This is a genomic window from Burkholderia sp. 3C (genome assembly GCF_054589155.1).
Genome location: NZ_BAAILN010000013.1, coordinates 1 through 24037 on the forward strand (window position 1 = coordinate 1; position 24037 = coordinate 24037).

General features: G+C 62.8%; 21 protein-coding genes and 1 pseudogene. 12 read left to right on the forward strand and 10 right to left on the reverse strand.

The genetic code is table 11. The features are described 5' to 3' along the window. Positions 1-302: 302 nt before the first annotated feature. Together ACYP33_RS02060 and ACYP33_RS02065 are read left to right on the forward strand one after the other, a co-directional pair. Positions 303-632, forward strand: coding sequence for a helix-turn-helix domain-containing protein (locus tag ACYP33_RS02060; protein ID WP_459619401.1), 330 nt, complete (start codon positions 303-305; stop codon positions 630-632). Then, positions 629-1945 carry a type II toxin-antitoxin system HipA family toxin gene (locus tag ACYP33_RS02065; RefSeq protein ID WP_459619403.1) on the forward strand — a complete coding sequence of 439 codons (1317 nt, stop codon included), beginning with the start codon at positions 629-631 and terminating at the stop codon, positions 1943-1945. Before ACYP33_RS02060 ends, ACYP33_RS02065 begins: the two co-directional genes overlap by 4 nt. 221 nt (positions 1946-2166) lie before the next feature. On the opposite strand, the gene ACYP33_RS02070 is transcribed toward ACYP33_RS02065, so the two are convergent. Together ACYP33_RS02070 and ACYP33_RS02075 are read right to left on the reverse strand one after the other, a co-directional pair. Next, complete coding sequence (locus ACYP33_RS02070) at positions 2167-3117, reverse strand: hypothetical protein (protein WP_459619405.1); 951 nt, start codon at positions 3115-3117, stop codon at positions 2167-2169. 311 nt (positions 3118-3428) lie between these two features. Then, positions 3429-4328 (reverse strand): helix-turn-helix domain-containing protein, encoded by a 900-nt coding sequence (locus ACYP33_RS02075; RefSeq protein WP_459619407.1) that lies wholly within the window; start codon positions 4326-4328, stop codon positions 3429-3431. 189 nt (positions 4329-4517) lie between these two features. On the opposite strand from ACYP33_RS02075, the gene ACYP33_RS02080 reads away from it, so the two are divergent. From ACYP33_RS02080 to ACYP33_RS02105, 6 genes are all read left to right on the forward strand, one after another. Beyond that, the gene (locus ACYP33_RS02080; protein ID WP_459619409.1) at positions 4518-5465 is read left to right on the forward strand and encodes a PhzF family phenazine biosynthesis protein; all 948 of its coding nucleotides are present in this window, start codon (positions 4518-4520) and stop codon (positions 5463-5465) included. Next, positions 5462-5953, forward strand: coding sequence for a RidA family protein (locus ACYP33_RS02085; protein WP_459619411.1), 492 nt, complete (start codon positions 5462-5464; stop codon positions 5951-5953). The genes ACYP33_RS02080 and ACYP33_RS02085 overlap by 4 nt, the downstream gene beginning before the upstream one ends. Before the next feature lie 82 nt (positions 5954-6035). After that, positions 6036-6788: a transporter substrate-binding domain-containing protein gene (locus tag ACYP33_RS02090; RefSeq protein WP_459619413.1), complete on the forward strand. Its 753-nt coding sequence runs from the start codon at positions 6036-6038 to the stop codon at positions 6786-6788. Then, positions 6785-7441, forward strand: a complete 657-nt coding sequence (gene glnP / locus ACYP33_RS02095) for a glutamine ABC transporter permease GlnP (RefSeq protein ID WP_414448499.1) — start codon at positions 6785-6787, stop codon at positions 7439-7441. The genes ACYP33_RS02090 and glnP overlap by 4 nt, the downstream gene beginning before the upstream one ends. Next, positions 7438-8166, forward strand: a complete 729-nt coding sequence (gene glnQ, locus ACYP33_RS02100) for a glutamine ABC transporter ATP-binding protein GlnQ (protein WP_414448500.1) — start codon at positions 7438-7440, stop codon at positions 8164-8166. Before glnP ends, glnQ begins: the two co-directional genes overlap by 4 nt. Before the next feature lie 19 nt (positions 8167-8185). Further along, complete coding sequence (locus ACYP33_RS02105; protein WP_459619416.1) at positions 8186-9373, forward strand: serine hydrolase domain-containing protein; 1188 nt, start codon at positions 8186-8188, stop codon at positions 9371-9373. Positions 9374-9557: 184 nt separating this feature from the next. On the opposite strand, the gene ACYP33_RS02110 is transcribed toward ACYP33_RS02105, so the two are convergent. The 4 genes from ACYP33_RS02110 to ACYP33_RS02125 form a co-directional block, all read right to left on the reverse strand. Beyond that, the gene (locus ACYP33_RS02110) at positions 9558-10340 is read right to left on the reverse strand and encodes an IclR family transcriptional regulator (protein ID WP_414449131.1); all 783 of its coding nucleotides are present in this window, start codon (positions 10338-10340) and stop codon (positions 9558-9560) included. A 143-nt stretch (positions 10341-10483) separates the two neighbouring features. Then, complete coding sequence (locus ACYP33_RS02115; protein ID WP_414448502.1) at positions 10484-11965, reverse strand: efflux transporter outer membrane subunit; 1482 nt, start codon at positions 11963-11965, stop codon at positions 10484-10486. Further along, positions 11962-15102: an efflux RND transporter permease subunit gene (locus ACYP33_RS02120; RefSeq protein ID WP_459619419.1), complete on the reverse strand. Its 3141-nt coding sequence runs from the start codon at positions 15100-15102 to the stop codon at positions 11962-11964. Before ACYP33_RS02120 ends, ACYP33_RS02115 begins: the two co-directional genes overlap by 4 nt. 11 nt (positions 15103-15113) lie before the next feature. Next, positions 15114-16286, reverse strand: a complete 1173-nt coding sequence (locus ACYP33_RS02125) for an efflux RND transporter periplasmic adaptor subunit (protein WP_459619420.1) — start codon at positions 16284-16286, stop codon at positions 15114-15116. Positions 16287-16472: 186 nt separating this feature from the next. Between ACYP33_RS02125 and ACYP33_RS02130 the strand changes: the two genes are divergently transcribed. Then, positions 16473-17111, forward strand: coding sequence for a TetR/AcrR family transcriptional regulator (locus tag ACYP33_RS02130; RefSeq protein WP_459619422.1), 639 nt, complete (start codon positions 16473-16475; stop codon positions 17109-17111). A 49-nt stretch (positions 17112-17160) separates the two neighbouring features. Here the strand turns inward: ACYP33_RS02130 and ACYP33_RS02135 are convergent, their stop codons facing one another. Further along, on the reverse strand, positions 17161-18108 hold the full coding sequence (locus tag ACYP33_RS02135; protein ID WP_459619424.1) for an AraC family transcriptional regulator: 948 nt from the start codon (positions 18106-18108) through the stop codon (positions 17161-17163). A gap of 136 nt (positions 18109-18244) precedes the next feature. On the opposite strand from ACYP33_RS02135, the gene ACYP33_RS02140 reads away from it, so the two are divergent. Next, the gene (locus ACYP33_RS02140) at positions 18245-19096 is read left to right on the forward strand and encodes an SDR family oxidoreductase (protein WP_459619425.1); all 852 of its coding nucleotides are present in this window, start codon (positions 18245-18247) and stop codon (positions 19094-19096) included. A 15-nt stretch (positions 19097-19111) separates the two neighbouring features. Here the strand turns inward: ACYP33_RS02140 and ACYP33_RS02145 are convergent. Next, positions 19112-19520, reverse strand: a pseudogene (locus tag ACYP33_RS02145) (LysR family transcriptional regulator). Between ACYP33_RS02145 and ACYP33_RS02150 the strand changes: the two are divergent. After that, positions 19510-20517, forward strand: coding sequence for an ATP-grasp domain-containing protein (locus ACYP33_RS02150; protein ID WP_459619427.1), 1008 nt, complete (start codon positions 19510-19512; stop codon positions 20515-20517). The pseudogene ACYP33_RS02145 and the gene ACYP33_RS02150 overlap by 11 nt on opposite strands. Continuing rightward, positions 20514-21149, forward strand: a complete 636-nt coding sequence (locus ACYP33_RS02155) for a DUF3592 domain-containing protein (protein ID WP_459619428.1) — start codon at positions 20514-20516, stop codon at positions 21147-21149. Before ACYP33_RS02150 ends, ACYP33_RS02155 begins: the two co-directional genes overlap by 4 nt. Here ACYP33_RS02155 and cuyB read toward each other — a convergent pair. Then, a complete protein-coding gene (gene cuyB, locus ACYP33_RS02160) occupies positions 21139-22635 on the reverse strand; it encodes a cysteate racemase (RefSeq protein ID WP_459619430.1) in 1497 nt (498 codons plus the stop codon). The two genes, ACYP33_RS02155 and cuyB, sit on opposite strands and share 11 nt — an antisense overlap. Further along, a complete protein-coding gene (locus tag ACYP33_RS02165; RefSeq protein ID WP_459619431.1) occupies positions 22632-23930 on the reverse strand; it encodes a dicarboxylate/amino acid:cation symporter in 1299 nt (432 codons plus the stop codon). Before ACYP33_RS02165 ends, cuyB begins: the two co-directional genes overlap by 4 nt. Positions 23931-24037: the final 107 nt, after the last annotated feature.

Below are 24037 nucleotides of genomic sequence, written 5' to 3' on the forward strand. Positions count from 1 at the left end.
GCGGGGGCTTATGTTCGCTCGCCGGGGGAGAGGGTGGCGGTGGTGATCTGCGGGGGGAATGTGGACCCGGGGGGGTTGGGAGGTTGAGGCGCTGATGGGGGATTAGTAGGGGCGTGAGGACCTATCCGCGATTTCACGGCCCCGCAGTCGCGGATCTGTTTGTGACGTATACATCACATTAATTTTCTCTATGCTTTTAATGCGATGTATACGTCACATCAAGCATAGACACTTGGCATCATTATTGTGATGTATACGATACACTATCATCCTGAAAACTGATAATGTGAGATATACATCACATGAATTTAGCCGAACTAGGGGAAGCGTTCCGGGAGGCCCGGCTCGCAGCGAACCTGACGCAACAACACGTCGCCAAACTGAGCGGCTTGCCGCGCGAACGCATCAGCCTGTTCGAGACTGGCTCGCTGCCCGAGCTGGGCGCGGTCAAGATGCTCAGCCTGTTCGATGCCGTCGGGCTCGAGATTCTTGCGCGCCGCCGAGGGCATCAACGCACGCTCGACGACGTGCTGGACGACCCTGAAGATCTGCCGGATGGTCCGGGCGGCACGCCCAGACGCGTGCGGCTGCGCGCCGTGCAGCGCCTCAAGGCGACAGAGGAAAAGTCATGAGCCGCGATCCCCTTGACGTCTACGTTCGAGGCCAGGTGGTCGGCACCCTCGTTGAAGAGGGCGGCCAGTTCGTTTTCACATACCTGCCCGATGCTGCGGAAGAGAGCCAGGTCTCGCTGCTGATGCCCGTGCGCGCGGCGTCGTATGTGTGGCCCCGATTGCATCCGTTTTTCCAGATGAACCTTCCGGAAGGCGTCAAGAAGGACATCATGATCCGCCACCTCGGCCCGCACGCCGACGTGAGCGATTTCGGGCTGCTCGCGCTCACCGGCGCGAACACGATCGGCCGCGTACAGGTCGTGCCGCGCGGCGCGACGCCCGAACAGGCCACCAGCAAGACAAACATGGCGGAACTGCTCGCGTCGACCGACTCGCGCGACAACCTTCTGCGCCAGCTTGAGACCAGGATCACGGAAGGCGTCTCGGGGGTGATGCCCAAGGCGCTGCTGCAGGAGAAGGCCACCACGTGGACCGACGACCACATCCTGAAGACGGGCTTCGATGATCTGCCGGCGCTGGCGATCAACGAGTATCTATGCCTGGAAGTCGCACGCCAGGCCGGGCTCGACGTCCCTGGCGCGCAACTGTCCGACGACGGGCAGGTATTGGCGGTGAAACGCTTCGACCGCCCCCACGACGGCCAGACGTTGGCGGTGGAAGACTACTGCGCGCTGAAGGGCCTGGACCCCGTCAACAAGTACAACGGCACACTCGAACTCCTTGAGACGCTGACCAGAACCTATGTTCCGCGCGACGCGTTCAAGGAAAATGCCCGACGGCTCTTCACCCTGTTGCTGCTGAATCATGCAGTCCACAATCAGGATGCCCACCTGAAGAACTTCGCGCTCGTCTACACCAACCGCGACGACGTGCGGCTCGCGCCTGTCTACGACGTTCTCAGCGGTACCGTCTATCCGAAATATGCATCGGCGATCCCGGCGCTGCCTGTCAAGGGCAAGCGGGTTTGGGCGTCAGGCGCACTGCTGCAGAGTTACGGTGGTGCGCGGCTTGGCCTGAGCAAGGCGGATCTGGGGGAGGCTGTCGAGCGCGTCTCGGCTGCAGTTCACCAGGTCACGCCGAGGGTGTCCGAGTTCGCAGACCAATACCCTGATTTCCGCGAAGTCGCCAAGCGCATGCTGGATGCATGGAGCTGGGGGCTCGAAGACATCAAGCCCGATGCAAAGCCCGGCAAATACACGCCTGCGCCGCTGCGCGAGCAGATGGGCATGTCCGACCCGAGCACGGCTGTAGCGCGGAAGGACGTCAACCCCTACGCGAATCCTGACGGGGCCTTCAGTCATAAGGCCAGATAGCGGCGAGTTCGCCAATTGCGTGTGCGAACCGTTAGATTCCGCAGCACTACAGCCGAAAACAGCCGAATACGACAGACCGTTTTCTATCCGAAGTATCTGTTCGAGACAGAGATCTGGAATGACTGCAGCGGCTGATGAGGCAGTCGTTTGACTGGCCTAGATACGAAGAACGACAAACCATGCTCACCGGTGAGATCGCTGCATGGGGAACGCGATTCTTCTCAAAACAACGGGGTCCCATTCAACGACGACGAAGTTACTGGAGCGTCTAAGCCGTACTTCATTGCCAGTGACTCGACTACTGATCGGAACCATTCTGGAGCCTCCGGATTAACGCGAATACTTTCGATTGTAAGGTTTAGGTTAATTGGAACTGCGATTGGCCCGACTCCATTATTCGACAATCCATTATTAATTTGATTGCCATGAGGCCATATCAGATATCTCAGCTCTCGCTCATGCGAAAAAGAGGAGCGCTTATGGACTAGAGGAATGAATGCATTGGATTCGTCCATGCGATGAGTAGCCAAATCGACATATGTGACCTCGGATGCCAATATGGTCGCTCCATAATTTATACTCAAATTCTCGAAGAGTTGGTCAAAGCGTACTTGCACACACACAGAATCGGACGATCTGCTATACAGCTTCCACATCGCAGCCGATTCCAATTCGTTCATATGCCAGCAGCTTATATAGACCTCCCTGGTCATCGCCTCGCGATTATGCGATCCCAGATTAAGGTAATATTCAACTCTTCCACGGAAGCGTTCATCATCTGAGAGGCGTTCGAAAGGAAAACGTTCCTCGGACCACTTCCCCTGCAGAACCCGTTCACGTGTGCTTTCGAGGTCTTTTGGTGTAAGCGTCGCCAGATAGCTGTCTACATTTACATTTGCTGGTCCGACTGATCCTTCAAATGGATCACCAAGTTGGTCCGCACGTGCAAAGTGAACAGCGCTTGACTGAAGCATCGACGCAAATTTTGAGAGATCCATATATCTCCAGAGACGGATGTCTCGCCTTTCAGGATGAGTCCACCAAGCTTTCTGCATACCTTCCTTTTTTAGTGATATTGTAAAAAATTCTTGTTGCGCGTCGGGAAACCAGCCACATGCCGTCGGATAGTATATAACGCCAATTGGCCGCTCATGGCCGGTAGCTGCTGCCATAGTTACCAACTCAAGACAGAATCAAATCATTGGTCTCGATGATTGCACAGAAGCACTGCCACCCGAGCGAAACCAATCGCTGTCTCGACCAATATATTTACCTGGGGACAATCGCTCTATGGCGTGCGCGCCCACGGAATCGACTTCCTGGCGCGATCATGAAAACCTAGTTTCTGCGCATCGACGGCCGCACCCTTCATATTTCCCGGGGTGGATTCCTACTCAGGAATTGCATCGTGTCGGCAGTAGATGCCCACAGACGCTGTAAATCAATAGATTTAATCCTCGTTTTTCCGAGAACCGCAATTCAACTAAATAGCACCTGCAATACACCAACTCTCCCCCTCACCTCCCCCCGCCCCCACCCGCAATTCCGAAGGCGAATGCCCCCCGATCCGCCGCATCGCATGCGCCAGTGCCGCGCCACTCGCGAACCCAACCCGAAACGCCACCTCCCCGATCGGCAAATCCGTCTGCGTCAGCAACTCGCAGGCGATCCGATAACGCACACGCTGCTGAAACTCCCCGATCGACAGCCCCGTCCGTTCACGAAACAGGCGCGTGATATGCCGATGCGACGCCCCGAACCGCTGCTCGAGCGCATCGAGCGGAATATCCCGGTCGACATGGGACGTCACATAGGCTTCGATATCCGCGACCAGCGCCATGCCATGTTCCGCTGGCGACCGCGCCGATTCGCCGTGCCCCGCGATGACCTCCCCGATGCACTGCATCAGCAGCGCCGCCGCCAGCGCCTGCCGTGTCGCCTCGCTGCCATAGGCGCCGAGATCGGCGCGCAGCGACAGGTCCTGCAGATTGCGGATGGTGGCGGATTTGCGAAACAGCGTGGGTTTGCGAGTACGCCGCCGAAACGCATCGAGCGATCCGACACCGGTATCGAGCCTGCGCAGCGCATCAGCCGTGACATAAAGCGCGACGTGCGTGTGGGGCGCGCACGCGGCGCGCGTCTGGTGCGCGTGCTCGGACGGCATCACCGCGAAGCGATCCTGCGACAGCCAGATGCCGGCGCGCCGGTCTTCATGCCGGATCTCGACCGCCCCGAGGCTGGGCAGGATGAACATCAGACAATCGTGCCAATGCCAGGGCATGGCGTAGCTGCCGCGTCCGGTGAGCGTCGCGCAACCGTCGCCGGCAGAAACGAGTAGCGATTTGTCGGCCGGCCGGCTGACTTCATCGAACGAACGCAGCATCCCTCACCTCCCATTCGACCAGAACACGATCGCGCACCGATTCGCCGATGCCGCGATGTCCTGCATGAAACCGTGTCACGCAGCATAGCAGTACAAAAACCGGCGTCCGGCACCGCCATGGCCCGTTCGATCAACTGGCGCGGCCCGCCGAAACGCGCGGCACGGCGTGGATTTCCGTAACCTGATCGCATGGAAAACCAGGCCCCGATTGGCGGGGCATACGCCGCAATGACCCGACACCCCGCAGTCGAACTCGTCAACGTATTCGCCGCCGCGCCAGGCGGCGGCAACCCCGCCCCCATCGTGACGGACGCCGAAGGCATGTCCGATGCCGAGATGCAGGCGGTCGCGCAACGCTACGGCCACGAAAGCGGCTTCGTCATCCCGGCGCCGGCCGGTTCGGGTTGCGACTTCGAGTTTCGCTTCTGGGTGCCCAACCACGAAATGTCGATGTGCGGCCACGCCACCGTCGGCGCGGTCTGGCTGCTTCACCGCGACGGGCGCTTGCAGCGCGACCGGCTCCGCATCCTGACGCGCAGCGGCGTGGTACTGGCGCGCATCACCGGTGAATCCAGCGACGGCGCAGCGGTCGAGATCTCGCAACCGGCGGGCAGCGTCGAAGCGCTGGACGATCGGCCCACGCGGCGCGCGATTCTCGACGTGCTCGGCATCACCGAGGCGCAACTGGCGCCGCTGCCGATCCAGAACGCCTGCACCAGCCGCGTGAAAACCTTGGTCCCGCTCGCCAGCGTGGCCGATCTCGATGCATTGCAGCCGCGCTTCGACCAGATCGAAGCGTTGTGCGAGCAAATCGGCTCGACCGGGCTTTATCCCTATGCCGCGCACGACGCAGCGCAGGCTGTGTTCGATGCGCGGCAGTTCCCGCGCGCCTCCGGCTACCCCGAGGACGCCGCCACCGGCATCGCGGCTTCGGCACTTTCGTTCGGACTGCTTGCCAGCGGCGCGATCGAATCTTCTGTTCAGGCGGTCACGATCCGTCAGGGCCGCGTGATGCATCGCCCTTCGCAGATTTCCGTGCGCTTCAGTTTCGAAGACAGCGACCGGAGCGGCGTGCCGGACGGTTGCTGGCTAGGCGGACGGGTGGTCATCGAAACGCAACCGGGATCACCGTCATGACGTCGGACCTGGCACATCGAATCGCGCAACTCGGCCTCGCGCTGCCCGCCGCGCCCGCGCCGCGTGGCGCCTACGAGAGCGTGGTGATTCATGACGATATTGCCTACGTGAGCGGCCAGGTCTGCCGGATCGAAGGCGGCGTGATTGCCGGCCCGGTGAGCGACTCGACGCCGCCCGAGACGATCCGGCACGCGGCGCACACCTGCGTGCTGCGCGCGCTCGCCGTGCTGCACGCCGGCGTGCCGGCGTCGCTCGATATCGATCGCACGCTGTTCCTGCGCGGCTTCGTCCATGCGGCGCCCGGCTTTGCGCACTACGGGCGCGTGCTCGACGAAGCCTCGACGCTATTGCTCGCAATCCTCGGCGAACGCGGGCACCATGCGCGATCGGCCGTCGGCGTCGCCGGATTGCCGGATGGCGCGCTGCTCGAGATCGAACTGGTCGTCGCGCTGGCACGCGCGCCCGGCGACGGCCTAGAACCGTCCTGATACATCAAATCGCGCCTCGCATCCCGTCTTACAAACGATCGGCAAAGCCGACCCGCAACGACCCTCCAACGTGGAGAAGACCATGAATCGTCGTCAACTTTTGCAACTCGGCCTCGCCGCGGCGCCCGCCGCTTTGCTCTCCCGTGTGGTCCGCGCCGATGACGCGGAACTCGTGATCGGCTCGAACGTGGGCGCGCCGCCATTCGCCTACAAGGACGGCAACGGCTATTCCGGCTTCGACGTCGAAGTGTGGAGCGAAGTGGCCAAGGGCATGAAGCGCACGTGGCGCCTGCAACCGATGGAGTTCGGCGCGCTGCTGCCGGCCTTGCAGACCCGCAATCTCGACGCGATCGTGTCGCAGCTGTTCATCAAGCCGGAACGCCAGCAGGTGATCGATTTCTCGATGCCGTACTACAAGAGCGGGCTGATCTCGCTCACCCGCATCGACAACACCAGCATCCACTCGCCCGCCGACCTCGCCGGCAAGCGCATCGGCACCGAAACCGGCACGGTGGCGGTGGGGTACATCCGCGAACACATCAAGGACGCGACGATCGAGCAGCTTCCGAGCATCAACAATGCGCTGCTCGCGCTGCTGGCGGGCCGCACCGATGCGGTCGTGTACGACAAGCCGCTGCTGCTCTACTACGCCAACACCGGCGGCAAGGGCAAGGTGCGCGTCGTGCAGCCGCCGCTGGAAGGGCTCGATGTCGGGATCGGCTTCCAGAAAGGCAGCCCGCTGGTGGCCGCCGCCAACCAGCAACTCGCCGCGATGAAGGCCGACGGACGGCTCGACGCATTGAATCGCAAGTGGTTCGGAGAGCGCTCGGCATGAACTTCGACTGGGCGGCCATGCTGGCCGCATTGCCCGATCTGATGCAAGGGCTTCGGCTGACCATCCTGATCGCGCTGGCGGGCCTCGCCGGCGGTCTCGTGCTGGGGGGGATCGCGGGCGTGGCGCTGACCTACGGCGGGCGGCTCGCGATGCTGCCCGCGCAGTTGTACGTCGCGCTGATACGCGGCACGCCGATCGTGGTGCAGGTGATGTTCGTCTACTTCGCACTGCCGATCATGATGAACGTGCGCATCAGCGGCACCAGCGCCGCCATCATCACGCTGATCGTCAACTCGGGCGCCTACAACGCGGAGATCGTGCGCGGCGCGCTCGACGCGGTGCCCGGCGGGCTGCGGGAAGCCGGTCTCGCGATGGGCCTGCCGTTTCACCGCGTGCTCGCCCACGTGATCGCGCCGATCGCGATGCGGCGGGCACTGCCGGCGATGGGCAATCAGTTCGTGAATCTGGTCAAGGACACGTCGATCTTTCTCGTGATCGGCGTGGGCGAACTGACCCGGCGCGGCCAGGAAATCATGGCGGAAAATTTTCGGGCGGTGGAAATCTGGACCGCCGTGGCCTGCATCTACCTGCTCGTGATCAGCCTGCTTGCGCTGGGCTTGCGAGTTCTTGAACGGAGAGTACGCCTGAGATGAGCATGATCGAATTCCGGCAGGCCTCGAAACAGTTCGGGCAGCACCTCGTGCTGCATCCGCTCGATCTGACGGTCGAGCGCGGCGAAGTGATGGTGATCGTCGGCCCGTCCGGTTCGGGCAAATCGACGATGCTGCGCTGTATCAACGGGCTCGAAACGCTCAGTGGGGGCGACCTGCGCGTCGACGGCATCAGCGTGCTGGGCAGCGCGCGCGACGTGCGGCGTATCCGGCTCGAAGCGGGCATGGTATTTCAGCAGTTCAACCTGTTCCCGAACCTGACGGCGCTGCAGAACGTGATGTTCGGGCCGATCCGCGCACGCGGCAAGTCGCGCGCCGAGGCCAACGACATCGCGCGTTCGCTGTTGCAGAAGGTCGGGCTGTCCGAGCGCATGAACCACTATCCGTCGCAACTCTCGGGCGGCCAGCAGCAGCGCGTCGCCATCGCGAGAGCGCTGGCGATCCAGCCGCAGTTGATGCTGTTCGACGAACCGACTTCGGCGCTCGACCCCGAACTGCGCGAGGAAGTGCTCAAGGTCATGCAGACGCTCGCGGCCGAGGGCATGACGATGGTCGTCGTCACGCATGAAATGGGCTTCGCGCAGCGAGTGGGCACGCGCCTGCTGTTCATGGAGGCGGGCCGGCTGGTTCACGACGGCGATCCGTCACGGCTGCTTTCCGCACCGCCCAGCGAGCGTTTTCGCGATTTCCTGCGACACATTCATTGATCCTCCATCGCCACGCCTCATGACTGCCTCCCGATTCGAACAGGACTACGGATTTCGCCGCGACGCCGTAGGCCAGCACAACTGGCGCGACGCGCCGTGGAATGTCTGGGCCTTCCGCCACTTGCACGAGATCATTCCGTCGACGCGCATCGTCGCCGCATCCGGCCTCGCCGAAACGGCCCCCGTCGATGCCGCCGCGCTGGTCGGGCAGGCGCTGACCATCGACGGCGTGCGCCGCACGGTGTCGTCGATCCTGCACGACACCTGCACCGACGGCCTCACCGTGATGCGCGCGGGTCGCATCGTCGCCGACTGGCTCGCGCCGCACTTCACGCTGCAAAGCCGCCATATCCTGTTCTCGGCCAGCAAATCGGTGGCGGGCCTGCTCGCCGGCATCCTGCACGGCGACGGGCTGCTCGATCCCGATGCACCGGTCGCGCACTACGTTCCCGAGTTGAAATCGTCGGCGTTCGGCGATGCGAGCGTCCGGCATGTGCTCGACATGCGCACCAGTCTCGCGTTCGACGAGGATTATCTCGATCCGCACGGCCTCTATTCTCGATACCGCCGGGCTGGATTGTGGGACCCTCGGCGCGACGGCGAGCCACGGGAAACCGTGATCGATCTGCTGGCGGCCTTGCCCAAGGGAGCCGGCGAACACGGCGGGCCGTTTCATTACTGCTCGCCCAATTCGGATGTGCTCGGCCTCGTGATCGAACGCGCCTCGGGCCAGCGCTACGCGGATTTCGCATCCGCCCGTTTGTGGCAGCCGCTCGGACTGCGTGCCGACGGCTACCTGACCGTGGACATCGCCGGCACCGCACGTTCGGGCGGCGGCCTGTGCATGGCCATCCGCGATCTCGCGAGGATCGGCGAACTCGTGCGTGTTGGCGGGGAAATCGACGGACGGCGGCTAATCCCGCGCGCCTGGATCGACGATACGCGCCACGGCGGAAGCGCCGAAGCCTGGCGCAATGGCAGCTTCGCGGATTGGCTGCCCGACGGACGCTATCGAAACAAGTGGTATCAGCGAGGGAATGGCAACGGCGCCGGCTTTGCCATCGGCATTCATGGCCAGTGGCTGTATGTCGACCCGGCGAGCGAGACGGTGATCGCCAAGTTCTCGGCACAACCCGCGCCCGCGAATAACGAACTGAAGCGCTTGAATCTGGCGCTGTTCGAGGGCATTGCGAAGATGGCCCGATGAGGTCCGGGCACGGACGCGGACGACGCACCGAATGCGCTCATGGTTGCGCCATGGTTGCCATGCACACGCACTCGCTTCGGTACGTGAATGACATCCGGACAAGCACCGTTAAAAGTCGATGCCCGATCCGGTGACTGTTTGCACACCGGCAGATCGGCCTGAGAGAAGGCCTTGGCCAGCGGGCTCAACGGCCGACTTCGGCCTCGATGAGTTTCTTACATTTTCGCAGCTCGCGCTCGAACAACGCGATGTTCGAATCGAAGCGTGCTTTCGGTACGGCGATGCCGATCGAATAGGGTCCCAGGAACGTGTCGATCGGCGTTGCAATCGAGCACACGTCCTCGATGTGCTCTTCTCGCTCATACGCGATCTGCTCGCTCCGCACGCGCTCCAACTGCGCGATCAGCCCGGCCATGTCCTTCACCGTCTTGGTGGTTTCGGGCGTGATGCGATTGCCGAACAGCTTGCGAACCGCATCGTCGGGCAGTTCCGCCAGCAATGCCTTGCCCAACCCGGTCGTATAGGGATTGGACGACACGCCGATCGGAATCATGATGCATAACTCGCGCTCCACTACCACGCGATCGACCACGATCGCACGGCGCCCCGACGCACCGGCCAACGCCACCGTCTCGTTGACCGCCTTCGCCATCGACTCCAAGTGCGGCCTAGCCACCGAGACGATGTCCCCATGCGCGGCCCGCGCCAGTTGACCGAGTGCCGGCCCGAGGCGCGTGCCGCCGCGCGGCCCCATGGTTTCGACGAATTGCTCCAGTTCGAGCGCGCCGACCAGACGCTGGACCGTCGAGCGCGGAAGATCGGTTTCCTCCGCGATCGCGCCAAGGCTCAAGCCTTCGGGATGCCGTCCCAGCGCACGAAGAATGGCGGCGGCGCGCGACACGACCTGGATGCCCTTGTCAGATTCCGCCTGCGCGGCATCGCCGCCGAATGTAATGTCCTGCGCCATCAAGTCTCCTCAGCTACCGGTCGGCGGCGCGACCGGCATTGCAACCGTTTTACCGACCGGTATCATACAACGCGCATTCCTCGCATCCGGCTCGAATGCAACGAGGCGTCGCCCACCGGCGACGCCTCGTTGAGCACGCCCATTTAATCGCCGTGCGCAGCCGGATGAACGGCAACCTCGGCACGCGATGATGCCGCCGATGCGCCCGTCTTATCGCCCGTCTTCCATCCGCCACCCAGCGCGCCATACAGATTCACGACGTTGGCTTCTCGCGCAAGCCGCACGGCAACCCAATCCTGTTGGGACTGGAACAACGCGCGTTGGCTCACGAGCACGTCAAGATAACTGCTGACGCCATTCTCGAAGCGCTCGTGCGATAACCGATAAGACTCGGCATTCGCCGCGACCAGGCCCGCCTGCGCTTCCTCCTGGCTCACAAACGTCTCTCGACCGTCGAGCGCATCCGATACTTCACGGAATGCCAGCTGAATCGCCTTTCGATAATTCTCGACCTCGATTTCGCGCTGAACCTTGGAGACTTCGAGGTTCGCCGCATTACGGCCAAAATCGAAGATCGGCACGCTGATCGACGGACCGAACGACCACGCCGCGCTGCCGGGATCGAAGAGGCCGCTGAGCGAGGCACTGGCTGTTCCGCCCGACGCCGTCAGCACGATGCGCGGGAAGAAGGCGGCCCGCGCGGCGCCGATGTTGGCGTTCGCGGCCTTGAGTTGATTCTCTGCCTCGATGATGTCCGGCCGGCGAGTCAGCAGGTCCGACGGCGCGCCGGCATCGAGATGTTCGTCGAGACGAATCGATTCCAGTGGCACATACGTCATCCATTCGGCCGGAATCGTGCTGCCGACCAGCAGCGTGAGCGCGTTGTGATCCAGTTTGATCTGCCGATCGTAGCGAGCCACAGCGGCTTGCGCCGACCGAACCTGCGATCTCGCCTGGTTGAGATCGAGTGCAGTCGAGGTTCCGGCTCGATAGCCCGAATCGATCATGGACAGCGTTCCCGACTGACTCTCCCTCGTCTGCCGAGCCAACAGATACAGTTGGTGATCGGCCTGCAAGGTCAACCAGGCATTCGCTACCTCGGAGACGAGACTGATTTGCACCGCGCGACGCGCCTGCTCGGTGGCAAGGTAGGCCTGAAGGGCCTGCCGGGTGAGACTTCGCACACGCCCAAAGAGGTCGAGCTCGTACGACGCAACCGCGCCGCCCACCGAATAGTCGTGCGTCACGCCGGATTGCCCGGTGGCCGATAGATCCGACGGCATGCGCGCGACATTGCCGCCGGCCTGAGCGGCCAGGGTCGGCAGCAGATCGGCCCGTTGGATTCGATACTGGGCTCTTGCCCGCTCGATATTGAGCACCGATACCCTCAGATCGCGATTATTGGCGATCGCCAACGCAATCAAACCGCGCAATTCGGCATTCGGGTAATAGGCTTCCCATGCCACGTCGGACGGTGAAACGTTCGTGGTCCTCATTTGATCCGCTTGCGCATAGGTCGCCGATACGGGCAGCGCCGGGCGGACATATTTCGGCTCCATCGTGCAGGCACTCAATGCAAACACCCCGCACGCCAGGACTATTTTCGTCAGTTTGAAATGCATCATGCCTTGACCTCCTTGCACTCATTGCCGCCTTTCTTCTTGCGGCGTGCGAACAGGCCGGTGATCAGCACGTAAAACAGCGGCACGAAGAAAATGGCGAGGAACGTCGCCGTCATCATTCCGCCCACGACGCCGGTGCCTACCGAGTGCTGGCTACCCGAACCCGCGCCATGCGAGATCGTGAGCGGCGCGACGCCGAGCACGAACGCCACGGACGTCATGATGATCGGACGCAGGCGAAGGCGCGCCGCCTGGATTGCGGCCTGCGCCAGCGGCACATCGTGACGCTCGTGCAAGTCCTTCGCGAACTCGACGATCAGGATCGCGTTTTTCGCAGACAGGCCCACGGTGGTCAACAGGCCGACCTGGAAAAACACGTCGTTGTTCAAGCCGCGCATCAAGGTCGCGCAAACCGCGCCGATCACGCCGAGCGGAATCACCAGCAGCACGGAGAACGGCACGGACCAGCTTTCATACAGCGCGGCGAGACACAGAAACACGATCAGGATCGAAAGCACATACAGGGCCGGCGCCTGCGATCCGGAAAGCTTCTCCTCAAAAGAGAGGCCGGTGGGCTTGATGCTGAAACCATGGGGCAACTGCGCCGCGATCTTCTCCAGTTCGAGCATCGCCTCGCCCGAGCTGTGGCCTGGCTCGGGCTCGCCCTGCAACTCGACCGCGGGAATGCCGTTGTATCGCTCGAGTTTCGGCGACCCATATGCCCATGAACCCGATGCGATCGAGGCGAACGGCACCATTTGACCCGCATCGTTCCGTACGTACCACTTGTTCAGATCTTCCGGTCGTACCCGCGAGTCGGGTTGCCCCTGAATGAACACCTTCTTGACTCGACCGCGATCGATAAAATCGTTGACGTATTGCGAGCCCCATGCAGCGGTCATCGTATCGTTGATCGCAGCAAGACTGACTTGCTGAGAGCGCGCCTTCTCGTCGTCGATATTGATGTGGAATTGCGGCTCGTCGTTCATCCCGTTCGGGCGCACGTTGATCAATAAGGGATCCTTCGCGGCCAGTTCGAGGAATTTGTCTCGCGCTGCCATCAGGGCTTCATGCCCTTGACCGGTATCGTCTTCGAGAAAAATATCGAAGCCCTTCGCGTTGCCGAGTTCGAGAATGGCCGGCGGCACAATTGGGATGACCATGCCGTCTCGGATCGCGGAAAACGGACCGAATGCGCGCTGGGCGACGCCGAACACGGATGGATCACGGCCCGTTCGCTTATCCCAAGGCTTCATTGCGACGAAAGCCATCGCCGAGTTCTGTCCGCGGCCAGCGAAGTTGAAACCGTTCACCGTGAATACGGAGTCGATCGCACCACTTTCATGTTCAAGCAGGTAGTTCCGAACCTGCGTGATCACTTTCTCGGTACGCTCGGCCGACGAGTTCGGCGGCATCTGCACCTGCACGAACATCTGCCCCTGGTCCTCGTCGGGCAGGAATGCGGTTGGCACTTTCGTGAACAGAAAGCCGAGACACAACACGATCACGCCGTAGACGCCCATGAACAGGGCTTTCCTGGCAATCACCCGCGTTACCACGTTTTGATAGCGATCGGCGTTGCGCTCGAACATCCGATTGAACCAGCCGAAAAAGCCTTTCTTATCGTGGTGATCTTGTGCAGGCGGCTTCAGAAGCGTCGCACAAAGGGCTGGTGTAAATACCATCGCCATGAGCACCGAAATCGTCATCGCCGAGACAATCGTGATGGAGAACTGACGGTAAATCACACCGGTCGATCCGCCAAAAAATGCCATCGGCAAAAACACCGCGGAAAGAACCATCGCGATGCCCACCAAAGCACCCTGAATCTGGCCCATCGACTTCTTCGTCGCTTCGCGGGGGCTCAACCCTTCTTCCACCATCACCCGCTCGACGTTCTCGACCACCACGATGGCATCGTCCACCAGGAGACCGATTGCGAGCACCATGCCGAACATGGTCAGCGTATTCATCGTGAATCCCGCCGCCGCCAGGACACCAAACGTGCCGAGCAACACGACCGGCACGGCCAGCGTCGGGATCAACGTGGCGCGCAGGTTCTGCATGAACAGATACATCACGAGGAACACCAGCACGATCCCTTCGATCAAGGTCTTCACGACCTCATGCATCGACGCGTTGACCACGGGCGACGTGTCGTACGGCACGACGATCTTGACGCCCGGCGGAAGAATGTCCTTCTTCTCGTCCAGCACACGCCGTACCGCGTTCACCGTATCGAGCACATTGGCACCGGTGGCCAGGCGCAACGCGAGACCGGCCGACGGCTTGCCGTTGTAGAGACTCGAAATCGAATACGTTTCGGCGCCAAGCCCCACCGTTGCAATATCCTTCAGGCGAACCTGGGAGCCGTCCTTGTTCACCTTGAGCAAGATATTGCGGAATTGGTCCGCGGTCTTGAGCCGGACCTTGCCGATGACGGTTGCGTTGAGTTCCACGCCTTTGGTGGTCGGAAGCTGCGCCAACATGCCGGAAGACACTTGAACGTTCTGCGCCGAAATCGCATCGGCCACGTCGGTGGGCGTCAGTGAATAGCTATCCAGTTTGGCCGGGTCGAGCCAGATCCGCATCGCATATTGCGAGCCGAGCAGCAGGTAGTCGCCGACGCCTTTGGTGCGCAGGATTGGATCCTGAAGATTCGACGCAAGGAAGTTGCCCAGATCGTAGCTCGACATCTTCCCGTCTTCGGACACGAGCGCGACGACCATCATGAAGTTCACTTGATACTTTGCAACGCGAATCCCCTGCTGTTGCACTTCCTGCGGCAGCAACGGTGTCGCCAGTTGAAGCTTGTTCTGAACCTGGACCTGCGCGATGTCGGGATCGGTACCCTGATCGAAGGTCACGATGATCTGCATGCTCCCGTCCGAATTGCTATTGGACGTGATGTAGCGCAGCCCATCGAGACCGTTCATCTGCTGCTCGATCACTTGCACCACGGTGTCTTGCACGGTCTGCGCGGATGCGCCGGGATAGGTCACCGTCACGATCACGGCAGGCGCCGCGATGTTGGGGTACTGATTGACTGGCAGGGTCCGAATTGACAGGTAACCGGCGAGCATGACGACGATCGCGATCACCCAGGCAAAAATCGGCCGGCCGATGAAGAACTTGGACATGGCAGCTCCGCTTACTTGCCCGTCGGGGCGAGCGACGACGGGTTCGGCTGAGCGGACGCAGGGTCGTCCGACAGTTGCAAATGGACGTTGGTCGCGGGCTGAGGCGAAACCAGCATTCCGGGTTTGAGGCGCTGCAAGCCCTCGGTCACCACCCGATCGCCGGGCTTCAAGCCCCCCGACACCAGCCAGGCATTGCCGAGCGTGCGATCGACCTCGATCCGCTGTTGCCTGGCGATCCCGTTGGCGTCGACCGTCCAGGCCAGAGCGGCTCCGGTGGTATCGCGCATCACGGCCTGCTGCGGCACGACGACGACGTTGTTTCGCTCGCCCTCGTTGAGCCTTGCGTGCACGAACATCCCCGGCAGCAATTCGTGCTCAGGATTGCCAAACAGTGCGCGCATCGTGACCATACCGGTCCCTTCGTCCACGCTCACTTCGGAAAATTTAAGCGATCCGGTAACGGGATACTGCGTCCCATCCTCCAGCTCGAGGCGTACCGCGGCCGCGTCCTGCCCGATCGACTTCAGTTGCCCGCTGCGCAATTCACGTCGCAAGCGCAGCATGTCGATCGACGATTCGGTGACATCCACGTAGATCGGGTCCAGTTGTTGCACGACTGCAAGCGCTTGAGACTGACCGTTGGTGACCAGCGCACCTTCGGTCACGGCTGAACGACCGATGCGACCGGGAATCGGCGAATAAACCTTGGTGTACGCCAGATTGATACGGGCCGATTCGACATCGGCTTGTGCCTGGCGGTAGGCGGACTGGGCGTCGTCGTATTGCTGTTTGCTGATCGCGTTGTCGCCGACCAGTTTCTGGTATCGCTGAGCCAGTTGCCGGCTGCTGATCAGCGCCGCCCGCGCTTTGTCGTAGACAGCCCGGTACGGCGCTTCGTCGATCTGATAGAGCTGCTGCCCGCGCTTGACGTCGCTCCCCTCCTCGAACATCCGCTTTTGAATGATGCCGCTTACCTGCGGGCGCACTTCCGCGACGCGCCATGCATCGGTGCGCCCGGGCAAGGTCGTGGAAATCGTGACTTTTTGCGCATCGAGCGTGAACACCCCCACCTGCGGCGCGACCTGCCTGGGCGCCTCGTTCTTGTCGCACGCGGTGAGTGCTACTGCGCTACCCAGGCACGTCGCGACGATCAACGCACCCCTAGTTTTGCTATGCCGTTTCATTCGTTTCGATGCCTTTTCAAGGTGTCAGAGGGAAACCCCTGGCTCGTCGCCGCTGCTGCAGCGAGAGGCTCAGGCAGGCCAAATTGCCCACCTTGCGGGTTTACTGTACCATCCAGCGATACGATGTGCTTTGACGTACACACGCATCCATGGGCATCGAGGCCATTTCCAATGGAGGCCGGGAATATGCGGACACGCAACAACGTAGAGACGCACTCCACGTACGAGGAGTTGCTCAACGCAGCCGAGGCCTTATTCGTCGTGAAGGGCGTATCGGGGGTCTCGCTCGAGACCATCGCCAAAGAGGCCGGCATGACGCGCGGCGCGATTTATTGGCACTTCGACAGCAAGGATTCGATACTCGAAGCGCTGTATGACCGAGCCTTCGAGGACTTATCGACGCAGGTCGAGGTTTTTGAAAATACATTGGCAAGCAGCGCCGATCTGAACGCAATCCGGGCGTTTTGTTTCGGATTGGTCGATTTTCCCCTGCGCGATCGGCATTGCATGCGAGTCATCGCGCTACTCCTGGCGGGTAGCGAGATGACTCGCGGCAATGTGCTGTTTTTTCGCTTCCAGTCATTTTGCCAGCGCGTTATCGACGCCATCGAGCGTGCACTGAGAAGCGCCGCGGCAAAGGGGGAGATCGCCAGGTCACTCGATTCCCATTTGGCCGCCCTTCATCTGCATGCCCATATCACCGGAACGCTTTCCGTGTTTCTTGTCGGGAAAATCGATATTCCCGCGAATGCGACCGTGGGCGAGATGATGCGATCGTCGATTGGTTTATGTATCGAATCTCTGGCGCATGCCGACCGTTTTTGAATGCCGGTCGATGCAAACCGGCGTGATCCTCAGAGATGCATGATTCACATCACGCTTGTGTCGATTGAAGACCTTGCTCGGTCTCCCCGCTCCCCCACTCCCGAAAATGCTTCGGCGAGCGGCCGACCACGCGCCGGAACGCATGACTGAACGCGCTCTCCGATGCGTAGCCAAGCGAGCGAGCCAGCACGTTCACATGCGTGCGGGTTTCCAGCAGCGCGCGCTGCGCCAGATGCATGCGCCATGTCGTCAGATACGCAAGCGGCGACATGCCCGAAACGGTCTTGAAATAAGCGGCAAACGTGGCACGCGACATCGCGGCGGCGTCGGCCAGCTCGCGAAGCGCCCAGGCGCGGCCGGGTTCGTCGTGCATGCGTTGCAGCGCCGGCGCGAGACGCGTGTCGCTCAGCGCGCGAAGCCAGCCGGCAGGCTGCAACCCGGCAGTTTCGACATGCGCCCGCAAGATCTGAATGAACATCAGGTGCGCAAGCTGGTTCGACGCGACGTTCGCCCCTGGAAAACCGCCCTGCCGCTCCCGCACCAGTTGATCGAGCAGCCAGCCCAGCGGTTGCGCCTGATTCGACGTGCCCCGTACGTGAATCACCGGCGGCAACACGCCCTGCAACAGCGGATGGGACACGATGTTCAATTCGACCTTGCCGCCGATCATGAAGAAATCGTCGCCATCGCCGTGATGAGCGGTGCTGCCCACGCGAGCGTCGAGCACGTCGGCCAGCTCGACCGGCTCGGCCGCCAGATCGCTGGCGAGCACATGCGAGCGCGGTTCGCAAAGCAGGAATACGTCGCCGCTTTCGATCCGGATGGGCTGTGCCTCCCCTTCGAACACGACCCAGCAGCCGCCCCGCACCACGCCCCAGAACTTGATCGTGTTCGAGCGTGGAAAACGGATGGCCCACGCGCCACCCGCCACAAGGCCGCCCGACACGACGGAGCGCGCGCCCAGCAGACCCAGGAAATCGGAGAACGGATCGATCATGATTTCAGATTTTCACGCATGAAAATGCGACTTTGAAGTATTCAGAATCCAGCCCCCGGATCTTATCCTGCATTGGGCTGCCCGGGCTTGCCGGGCAGCGAGTGCAACGCGAACGGATTCGAGGAGTATCGACACCATGCAGCAAACCTGGTTTATCACCGGCGTGAACAGCGGCTTCGGCCGCCACATGACCGAACAACTGCTGGCCCGAGGGGATCGCGTCGCCGGCACGGTACGCAAGCTCGATGCGATGGCGGATCTGAAGGCTCGACACGGCGCATCGCTTTGGTTGGCACACCTTGATTTGACGGACACGCCGGCGATTCGCCGCGTCGTCGATCGGGCGTTCGGCGAACTGGGGCCGATCGACGTGGTGGTGAACAACGCCGGCTACGGGCTGTTCGGCGCGGCCGAGGAAATGACCGACGAGCAAGTCCGCCATCAGATCGACACGAACCTGATCGGCTCGATCCAGGTGGTGCGCGCGGCGCTGCCGCATCTGCGGCAACAGGGGCGCGGGCGGATCATTCAGTTGTCCACAATGGGCGGCCAGGCGGCGTTTCCCGGCGGGGCGCTGTATCACGCGGGCAAGTGGGGCATCGAGGGTTTCATCGATGCCGTGGGTCAGGAGGTGGCCGCCTTCAACATCGGTTGCACGCTGATCGAACCGGGTTCGGCAGGCACCGATTTTCGCTATCGAAGTGCGCGGTTGTCGCCCAAGCTCGCCGCCTACGATGCGTCGCCGGCGCGCATGGCGCACCGGATGATCGAGGCGCAAGCCCAGGTGCCGCTCGGCGACGCGGCGAAGATGGCTGAAATCATGATCGCCAGCGCCGATCAGCACCCCGCGCCGAAGCGCATCGCGTTGGGCAGCGATGCGTTCGACGTGATGCGCCGGCAATTGAGCGAGCGCCTGGCGGCACTCGAAGCGCAGCAGGCGCTCGCCGCTTCCACCGACAGAGCATCGGACGGCCAGGCCTCGCGGTAACGCCGTCGGCGCGCGTCACGCCGCGCCGGTGTCGTGAAGATGGCTCGCCAGATGATCGATCAGCACGCGCACCTTCGGCGGCAGGAAACGGTTGGGCGGGTACAGCAACCCGATCGGCCCCATGTAGGGGCCGGCTTCGCACTGCCAGTCGGCCAGCACCGGGACCAGATCGCCGCGCCGCAGCGCGTTCTCGGCCGCGAATTCAGGCAGCCTCGCAATCCCCCAGCCGTCCAGCGCGGCGTCGAGGCGGGCGCTCACGTCGTTGGCGAGATCGGCCGGCTCGTCGAAACGCTTGATCTGGCGGCTAACGGTGGAAGGGCGTGGTGCCGAGTTCGCGCGCCGCCACGGAGAAATTGCCGGCGTCCACCACGCGCGCGAACGTCGCCAGATCCGGTAACAACGCAAAAAGGTCGATGGGTTCCATGGTCTTGCATCTATGCATCGAGAACATAAAAGATGTTCCGGCGCAGCGGATTATAGTTTCCAGCGCAAAGCATCACAATCGGCGCAATCAACCGCAACGGGGGAAGCGCCGGATGAAATCGCCAAACAAATTGATGAAAGTCGCCGTGGTCACAGCGGCCAACATGCCGAAGCCCGACGTGGAACTCGGCACGCTGTGCGACGCGCTGAAACGCAGCGGATGCGAACCGGCGGTGGTGGCATGGGACGCCGCCGACGTGACGTGGCAGGCGTTCGATCTGGTGCTGATCAAAAGCCCGTGGGATTACTTCGGCCGCCAGGCGGCGTTCATGCAGTGGGTGACGGCCGTGAGCGAGCAAACCACGCTTCGGAATGCCAAGGACATCATTCTCTGGAACGTCGACAAGCGGTATCTGCTCGATCTGGAAACGGCTGGGGTGCCTGTCATCCCCACCGTCTACGTGCCAGCGGGAGAAGAACGGCACGACCAACGGCTGGCCCCGTTCGGGCACGACGAGGTGGTCATCAAGCCGGCCGTGTCGATCGGCGCCATCGGCGCATTGCGTGCGTGCGCATCGAGCCGGGAAGCGCACGACCATCTGCGCACGCTGGCCGCACGCGGCAACGTGCTGGTCCAGCCGTTCATCGAATCGGTGCTCGACGAAGGCGAAGTGTCACTGCTGTATTTCGGCGGCGCCTACTCCCACGCGGTGCGCAAGCGGGCGCGCCAGGGCGACTATCGCGTGCAGGATCATCACGGTGGCTCGGTCGAAGCGCACACGGTCACCGAAATGGAAATGGAGACCGGCCGCCTCGCCTTGCAGCGCGCCCCCGGCGTGCCGTTGCTGGCCCGCGTGGATCTCGTCTCGATCGGCGGCCGGCCTCACGTCATCGAGCTTGAATTGATCGAGCCCGCGCTCTTTCTCGATGCGAATCCCGATGCGTGCACGCGGCTGGCCGAGGCGGTCGTTGCCGAGTTGCTTCGGTGCCCTACTTGAATAGCAAGGAAGTTCAGCCGAGCAATATTTCCACGCTATACTTTTCCGTAAAATCACGAAATCACGAAATCACGACAGCCGTCGCCGCAAGCATGCCGAACATCAACAACTTGACGCCACGACGTCGGTACGTCTATTCGATCATGCTTTATTTATTCGGCCTCCTGCTTATAGGCTATGGAATCGCATACGTTTATTCGGCCGTCCATTCATGGTGTCTGACTCGCTCCGAATTATCGTGGGCGACAACGGATGCAACGGTCGAATCCTGGACGATCGACATAGGCAACGGCGCTCGTGCCACGACCACTTGGTCGCCCGAATGGCGCTACACCTACAAGGTGGCGGGACATCTGTACTCGACACAAAGTCATGCAGTCGCTGACGGATTTGAAGCGAGCCGGGGAACAAAAGAAGATGCCGTGCGAGACGCCACGGCCAGACCGATCGGCAGTTCGGTACGCGTTTATTACGATCCCGCAAACCCGCAACGTTCGGTGCTGGACCGAAGGAATTTCAGCGGATGGGCGGTAATCCGCAGTTTCTTTCTGTCTCTTTCCGTATTGCTCTGCGCGATAGCCGTTTTATCCGATGGGACATTGATGAGAAAAATAGGCTTCCCTAACAAATAAAACTCCTCGACGACACACCCCCGCCTCCCGCCGCCACACAGGCCTTCGCCAACACATCGGTCGGATCCACCAACACCACCGCATCCCCGCTCGCCACCCGCCGCTCCCCCGCCGGCAACAGCAACGGCAACTCCGTACACCCGAGCAACACCACCCGCGCGCCCATCCGCACCAGCCCATCGAGCGCCGCGTCGATATCGTCCCGGCAAGCGCCTTCGGTAAACCCCGCCTTCACCCCCCGCTCGCCATAAATCGCAGCCATCACGCGCGCCTGCAATTCCGGCGGCGGCGCGATCTGCGCCAGGCCCTGCGCGGCCAGCGCGTCGCAGTACACGCCGCTCGCCAAGGTGCCCGAGGTCGCCAGCACCCCCACCTCGCGCAGCGTCGGAAACCGCTCGCGCAGATACTGCGCCGTCACGCTCAACATGTTGACGATCGGAATCGACAGGCGCGGCTGAATCCGCTCGACGAACGCATGCGCCGTATTGCACGGAATCGCCACGAGGTTCGCGCCGCCCTGTTCGAGCCGCTTGCAGGTGGCGTACAGCGAGACCGTCGGGTCCGGCCCGTCGCCGATCAGGTGCGCGGTGCGGTCCGGGATCTGCGGGTTCTGCTCGACGATCACCTTCAGATGATCCTGGTCGCGCGCGGCCGGCGTGTTGCCGACCAGCTTGGCCAGGAAATCGACGGTGGCGGCCGGCCCGACGCCGCCCACCACGCCGATCCGGAACGGCTCGGGCCGTCGCGGCGCGAGCGCGCCCGCATCGAGCACATGGCGCGCGTACACGGCGTTCGCATCGACGAGCGGCACGGGCAGCGGCCCGAGCGCATCGGCCACCAGCGCGATCTCGGTCAGCCCCGGCACGATCACGTCCGCGCCCTGCGCGACGAGCGACGCGCACGCGCGCCGCAACAGCGCCACCGGCCGCCCGGCCACCGCCCCCGAGCGAATGCCGCCGGGGCCGTACACAGCCTCGGTCACGGCATCGATCGCCGCTCCGCCTTGCTCCGCCTCGGGGTAGCACAACGTCAAGCCGTCCGCCGCGAAATACCGCTCGAACAGACGCTGCGCGCGCGTGGCCGCCGAGGCCAGCACGCCGATCCGGCGCGCCTGCGGCCAGTTCCGCCGCACATGCTCGCGCAGCGCCTCGACGATATCGACGATCGCGAGCGAGGTATTGGCGCGCAACTCGTCGATGAACGTGTGGCTCAGGAAGCACGGCAGCACCACGGTGGTCACGCCGCGCCGCTCGAAATCGCGAATCATGTCGAACACGTAGAGCTTGCGCGCGGTGGTGGCCTCGCGATCGGATTCGACGCCGCGAAACGGATGCTGCTCGAAGATCGCATCGATCGGCGTCGCGCCGGCCGCGCGCATCAGCTTGTAGAACACGTCGGCGCCGGCCAGCGGGCCGAGCCCGCCCACCACGCCGTAGCGCCGCGCCGCCGCGTCGGCGGCCACGGCCTGACTTGCCGGCGCGTTCATTGCGCCTCGCCCGGCAGCGCCTCGAAGCGGGTCGCGGCCGGCGCCGGCGCGTCCTTTGCCATGCCGGCCTCGCGCCGCGCTTCCCACTTCGCGATCACGGCGGTCGCCACGCTGTTGCCGATCACGTTGGTCATGGTGCGGCCCATGTCGAGAATCTGGTCGATGGCGAGCACCAGCGCCACGCCCGCCGCCGGCAAATGGAACAGCGGCGCGACGGCGGCCACCACCACCACCGAGCCGCGCGGCACGCTGGCCATGCCCTTGCTGCTCAGCATCAGCACCAGCAACATGGTCAGTTGCTGGAACAGCGGCATGTCCACGCCGAACGCCTGCGCGATGAAGATCGCGGCGAACGCCTGGTACATCATCGAGCCGTCCAGGTTGAACGCATAACCGAGCGGCAGCGTGAAGCCCACCACCTTCTTCGGTACCCCGAAACGTTCAAGCTGCTCGGTCAGGCGCGGGTACGCGGCCTCGCTGCTGGCGGTCGAAAACGCCAGCATGGCCGGCTCGCGCACGGCCTTCAGCAAGCGGCCGACATCGCGGCCGAGGAACAGCCAGCCCACCGCGAGCAGCAGCACCCACAACACCACCAACGCTGCGTAGAACGAACCGATCAGCTTGCCGTAGGTGACGATCACGTCCAGCCCGCGCAGCGTCACCGCCGAGGCGATCGCGCCGAACACGCCGAACGGCGCGGCGCGCATCACGTAGCCGGTCAGGCGCAGCATCACGGGCACCAGGCCGTCGATCGCGCCGACCACCACCGCCACGCGTGGGTCGTGCTTGAGCGCACCGAGCCCTAGCCCGAAGAACAGCGAGAACACCAGGATCTGCAGGATGTCATTGCGCGCCATCGCGTCGAGCAGGCTGGTCGGGAACGCATGGGTGACCACGTCCTTGACGTTGAGCCCGGCGGTGTTCAGCCCGGCGACGGTTTCCTCGGTGCCGGGGCTCAGGTGCAGCCCGGCGCCCGGTTGCAGCAGGTTGGCGAACGTCAGCCCGATCAGCAGCGAGACCAGCGACGCGCACAGGAACCACAGCACGGTGCGCAGGCCGATGCGGCCGACGTCCGTGCCGCCTTCCATGCCGGCCAGCCCGGACACCAGCGTGGCGAACACCAGCGGCGCGATGATCATCTTGATCAGCCGCAGGAAGATGTCGGTGACGATCGAGAAGTAGCCGGCGATGGCCTTGGCCTGCGCGGCGTCGGCCGCGTGGGCATGGCACAGGTAGCCGGCCGCGATGCCGAGCACGATGCCGGCGGCGATCCAGAAAGTGAGGCGAGATTTCATGTCCGTCCCTGATGCGCCGGGCGGCCGACGGGCCGCCCGGCGCGAAGCGATTGAGCGTGACCGGTATCGCGACGCGCGGGCAGCGGATCGGAACCGAAGGCGCGGCC

What these genes read in the sequence shown, in the direction of transcription:
- ACYP33_RS02125 (WP_459619420.1), bottom strand. Translation starts at nt 16,286, where the DNA reads ATGAAACGGCATAGCAAAACTAGGGGTGCGTTGATCGTCGCGACGTGC.
- cuyB (WP_459619430.1), bottom strand. Translation starts at nt 22,635, where the DNA reads ATGAACGCGCCGGCAAGTCAGGCCGTGGCCGCCGACGCGGCGGCGCGG.
- ACYP33_RS02140 (WP_459619425.1), top strand. Translation starts at nt 18,245, where the DNA reads ATGCAGCAAACCTGGTTTATCACCGGCGTGAACAGCGGCTTCGGCCGC.
- ACYP33_RS02065 (WP_459619403.1), top strand. Translation starts at nt 629, where the DNA reads ATGAGCCGCGATCCCCTTGACGTCTACGTTCGAGGCCAGGTGGTCGGC.
- glnQ (WP_414448500.1), top strand. Translation starts at nt 7,438, where the DNA reads ATGAGCATGATCGAATTCCGGCAGGCCTCGAAACAGTTCGGGCAGCAC.
- ACYP33_RS02130 (WP_459619422.1), top strand. Translation starts at nt 16,473, where the DNA reads ATGCGGACACGCAACAACGTAGAGACGCACTCCACGTACGAGGAGTTG.
- ACYP33_RS02090 (WP_459619413.1), top strand. Translation starts at nt 6,036, where the DNA reads ATGAATCGTCGTCAACTTTTGCAACTCGGCCTCGCCGCGGCGCCCGCC.
- glnP (WP_414448499.1), top strand. Translation starts at nt 6,785, where the DNA reads ATGAACTTCGACTGGGCGGCCATGCTGGCCGCATTGCCCGATCTGATG.
- ACYP33_RS02075 (WP_459619407.1), bottom strand. Translation starts at nt 4,328, where the DNA reads ATGCTGCGTTCGTTCGATGAAGTCAGCCGGCCGGCCGACAAATCGCTA.
- ACYP33_RS02105 (WP_459619416.1), top strand. Translation starts at nt 8,186, where the DNA reads ATGACTGCCTCCCGATTCGAACAGGACTACGGATTTCGCCGCGACGCC.
- ACYP33_RS02165 (WP_459619431.1), bottom strand. Translation starts at nt 23,930, where the DNA reads ATGAAATCTCGCCTCACTTTCTGGATCGCCGCCGGCATCGTGCTCGGC.
- ACYP33_RS02080 (WP_459619409.1), top strand. Translation starts at nt 4,518, where the DNA reads ATGGAAAACCAGGCCCCGATTGGCGGGGCATACGCCGCAATGACCCGA.
- ACYP33_RS02110 (WP_414449131.1), bottom strand. Translation starts at nt 10,340, where the DNA reads ATGGCGCAGGACATTACATTCGGCGGCGATGCCGCGCAGGCGGAATCT.
- ACYP33_RS02135 (WP_459619424.1), bottom strand. Translation starts at nt 18,108, where the DNA reads ATGATCGATCCGTTCTCCGATTTCCTGGGTCTGCTGGGCGCGCGCTCC.
- ACYP33_RS02120 (WP_459619419.1), bottom strand. Translation starts at nt 15,102, where the DNA reads ATGTCCAAGTTCTTCATCGGCCGGCCGATTTTTGCCTGGGTGATCGCG.
- ACYP33_RS02115 (WP_414448502.1), bottom strand. Translation starts at nt 11,965, where the DNA reads ATGATGCATTTCAAACTGACGAAAATAGTCCTGGCGTGCGGGGTGTTT.
- ACYP33_RS02060 (WP_459619401.1), top strand. Translation starts at nt 303, where the DNA reads ATGAATTTAGCCGAACTAGGGGAAGCGTTCCGGGAGGCCCGGCTCGCA.
- ACYP33_RS02085 (WP_459619411.1), top strand. Translation starts at nt 5,462, where the DNA reads ATGACGTCGGACCTGGCACATCGAATCGCGCAACTCGGCCTCGCGCTG.
- ACYP33_RS02070 (WP_459619405.1), bottom strand. Translation starts at nt 3,117, where the DNA reads ATGGCAGCAGCTACCGGCCATGAGCGGCCAATTGGCGTTATATACTAT.
- ACYP33_RS02150 (WP_459619427.1), top strand. Translation starts at nt 19,510, where the DNA reads ATGGGTTCCATGGTCTTGCATCTATGCATCGAGAACATAAAAGATGTT.